This is a genomic window from Paenibacillus sp. P4_A7, from assembly GCF_056402455.1.
Window position 1 is genome coordinate 1 of record NZ_JBFUHJ010000504.1, and the last position, 3,872, is coordinate 3,872.

Sequence of the window (3,872 nt, forward strand, 5' to 3'; positions counted from 1 at the left end):
ATGTGCCTGAAGGTGAATACACAGTTGAAATTGGTAAAGCTAATGTAGTTCGTGAAGGTAGCGATGTAACGATCATTACTTATGGCATGATGGTTCACACAGCTGTTAAAGCGGCAGAAGAACTTGAGAAAACAGGCGTTAAAGTAGAAGTTATTGACCTACGTTCGCTTGTACCTCTTGATATCGACACCATTGTAGCTTCCATTAAAAAAACCAACAGAGCTATAGTTGTACAAGAAGCGCAAAAAACATCCGGTGTAGCTGCGGAAGTTATCGCTCAAATCAACGAAAAAGCAATCTTGCACCTAGAAGCACCAGTGCTTCGTGTTGCTGGTCCAGATACGGTATATCCATTCGCTCAAGTTGAGGATGAATGGCTCCCTAACGTAGCTCGTATTTCAGCAGCTGTACAAAAAGTACTGAGCTTCTAAATTAAAATATGAAATAAGCTTTGTATTCACAAAACTAAGATAATGCTTAAGAAGTAGTTTTGTATTCACAAAACTAAGATAATGCTTACGATGCAAGTTTTGTATTCACAAAACTTTAAGGAGGTTTCGACCGATGGCTAAATTTGAATATCGGTTTCCAGAGCTAGGCGAAGGATTGCACGAAGGTGAAATTATTAAAGTGCATATCAAAGTCGGCGATACGGTTACAGATGACGATATTATTATGGAAGTTCAAAATGATAAGGCAATTGTTGAAGTGCCTTGTCCTGTAAATGGTAAAGTTTTGGAAGTGCTTGTGAAGGACGGACAAGTTTGTCATGTTGGCGAAGTTGTTGCAGTTATCGATGCTGAGGGCGAATTGCCTGAGCAAGCAGCACCTGCTGCTGAGCCAGCAAAAACACCAGAACCAGCGGCACCAGCTCCAGTTGTGGAAGCAGCAGCTCCGGCGGCAGCACCTACTACTACAGCTGCTCCAAAAGCAACAGGCGGTCTTGTGCTTGCGACCCCTAGCGTTCGTAAGTTTGCTCGTGAGCAGGGCGTAGACCTTACGCAAGTTGGCGGAACAGGCAAAAACGGTCGTATCACGCGTGATGATGTGAATGGATTTGACGGAGCGCCAGTTGCTTCAACAGAAGCGGCAGCATCAACAGCACAACCTACTGCGACAGCAGAAGTACAAGCAGCGAGCGAAGCGAAAGCACCAGCAGCTACTGGTACAGCTTATCGTCCAGAAGAGCGCGTACCTTTCAAAGGTATCCGTAAAATAATCGCAAATGCGATGTCCAAATCGGTCTACACAGCTCCACATGTAACGATCATGGATGAAGTTGATGTTACAGAGCTTGTAGCGCTTCGTGCGAAGTATAAGCCTTATGCTGAGAAAAAAGGCTCTAAGCTTACTTACTTGCCGTTTATCGTGAAGGCGCTCGTTGCAGCGTGCCGTGAGTTCCCGATTRTGAACTCGACGCTTGACGAGGCTAACCAAGAGATCGTTTATCGCAAATACTACAACATCGGAATCGCAACTGATACAGATAACGGCTTGATCGTTCCTGTTATTGATGATGCGGATCGTAAAAATCTCTTTAAGATTGCTGACTCCATTCGCGATTTAGCTGTACGTGGTCGTGACGGTAAACTTTCAGGAAGTGAATTGAAGGGCAGCACAATTTCAATCTCTAACATTGGTTCTGCTGGCGGTATGTTCTTCACACCAGTTATCAACTTCCCTGAAGTTGCTATACTTGGTACGGGCCGCATTACCGAGAAAGCGATCGTTCGCAATGGCGAGATTGTAGCAGCACCAGTAATGGCACTTTCCCTGAGCTTTGATCACCGTCTAATTGACGGCGCAACAGCTCAAAACTTTATGAACTACATCAAACAGCTTCTGGGTCAACCGGAACTGTTCATAATGGAGGTATAAGACATGGTCGTAGGTGATGCTTCCCTAGATATTGACACTCTAATTATCGGTGCAGGACCTGGTGGTTATGTAGCAGCAATTCGTGCTGCACAGCTTGGTCAAAATGTACTTATCGTAGATAAAGAACATGTGGGCGGCGTATGCTTAAACGTAGGCTGTATCCCTTCAAAGGCGCTTATTTCCGCGTCGCATCAGTTTGAATCAATCAGCCATGCATCAGCATTCGGTATCGAGGTTGGTGAAGCGAAGGTTGACTTCACTAAAGTACAAGAGTTTAAAAACGGCATCGTGAAAAAATTGACCGGCGGCGTTGCTTCCTTGTTGAAAGCAAACAAGGTTCAATATTTCCAAGGTGAAGTTATGTTCATCAACGAAAACGAAGCACGCGTATTCAACGATCAAGAAGCGCCTCGCTACCGTTTCAAAAACTGTATTATTGCAACAGGCTCACGTCCAATTGAACTGAAAGCTTTCCCTTTCACTGGTCGCATCGTGTCTTCAACAGGCGCTTTGTCACTTCCAGAAATCCCGAAAAGCCTTGTCGTTATCGGCGGCGGTTATATCGGAATCGAGCTTGGACAAATGTACTCCAAATTCGGAACAAAAGTAACAGTAATCGAAGGCTCAGATGCTATTTTGCCTGGATTCGATAAAGATATGTCTTCAATCGTTGCTAAGAAACTGAAAAGCACAAACGTGGATATCATTACTGGCGCACAAGCAAAAGGTGCGGAGCAAACGGATAAAGACGTAACTATAACTTACACAGTTGGCGACAAAGAAGAAAAAGTAACAGCGGATTACTTGCTTGTAACCGTTGGACGTCGTCCAAATACGGATGGCGAATTGGGTCTTGATCTTATTAACATGAAGCTGTCCGATCGTGGTCTAGTTGAGGTTGATGAGCAATGCCGTACAAACATTCCACACATTTATGCGATTGGTGACATCATTGCTGGTCCTGCGCTTGCGCATAAAGCAATGTACGAAGGCCGTATTGCTGCAGAAGCAATCTCAGGTCAATCAAGTGTTATCGATTATAAATGCGTACCTGCTGTCTGCTTCTCCGATCCGGAATGCGCAAGCGTTGGATTGTCTGAGAAGGAAGCAAAAGATAAAGGCCACAACGTGAAGCTAGGTAAATTCCCGTTCGCTATTAATGGACGTGCAATGTCGCTGAATGCAAACGAAGGCTTTGTTAAACTCGTATCCGATGCAGATTCCGGTCTTGTACTCGGCGCGCAAATCATTGGTCTTGAAGCTTCCAACATGATTGCTGAGCTTGCTCTAGCAATCGAGATGGGTGCAACACTTGAGGATATTGCACTTACTATCCATGCGCATCCTACACTTGGCGAGATCGTGCTTGACGCAGCAGAAGTTGCATTAGGTCACCCGATCCACACTTTCATTAAATAATTAAATGGCTCGATGGCTCGAATAGAAGCCGTTTAGCTATACTAGAGGTCACGCGGCTGTACCAGTCGCGTGGCCTTTTTATACTTATATAAAGGTTACATACAACGTTTAGAGGAGTGGATCACGCTTGGAGCAGACGTTTAAACCAGCAAGTGAATCTAGAACTTTAATGACTCAGATTATTTTCCCTCTCGACACCAATCATTACGATACGATGTTTGGTGGTAAAGTGATGGAATATATGGATAAAGTTGCTGCAATTGCAGCAATGAGGCATGCACGAATGCAGGTCGTAACAGCTTCAACTGACAGCTTGGATTTTTTGGGACCTATTCGTGTAGGGGAAGTCATTGAAGTTGAAGCTTTCGTGTCATGGACCAATCGGAGCTCTATGGAAATTTACGTGTCAGTTATGTCTGAAGATCTATTCAAAGGTGATCGCAAAAAGACAGTGACAGCGTTTTTCACTTTCGTTGCGTTGGATGAGAACGGCAAGTCTACTCCTGTTCCAACGGTTGTGCCAGAGTCTGAACTAGAAAAACAGCTGAATGCATCTGCGCCTGAGAGACATACGC

4 protein-coding genes are annotated in these 3,872 nt (G+C 44.7%); all 4 read left to right on the forward strand.

Annotated elements, in window-relative coordinates; genetic code table 11:
* Nucleotides 1-431 (forward strand): transketolase C-terminal domain-containing protein (locus AC1DWN_RS29835; protein ID WP_477562493.1); only part of this gene is annotated, 431 nt, incomplete at its 5' end.
* 133 nt (nt 432-564) lie between these two features.
* Nucleotides 565-1,878: a dihydrolipoamide acetyltransferase family protein gene (locus AC1DWN_RS29840; RefSeq protein ID WP_477562494.1), complete on the forward strand. Its 1,314-nt coding sequence runs from the start codon at nt 565-567 to the stop codon at nt 1,876-1,878.
* A 3-nt stretch (nt 1,879-1,881) separates the two neighbouring features.
* Nucleotides 1,882-3,297, forward strand: coding sequence for a dihydrolipoyl dehydrogenase (gene lpdA, locus AC1DWN_RS29845; RefSeq protein ID WP_477562495.1), 1,416 nt, complete (start codon nt 1,882-1,884; stop codon nt 3,295-3,297).
* A 169-nt stretch (nt 3,298-3,466) separates the two neighbouring features.
* The coding region (locus AC1DWN_RS29850) for an acyl-CoA thioesterase (RefSeq protein WP_477562496.1) at nt 3,467-3,872 on the forward strand (406 nt) is incomplete at its 3' end.

What these genes read in the sequence shown, in the direction of transcription:
- lpdA (WP_477562495.1), top strand. Translation starts at nt 1,882, where the DNA reads ATGGTCGTAGGTGATGCTTCCCTAGATATTGACACTCTAATTATCGGT.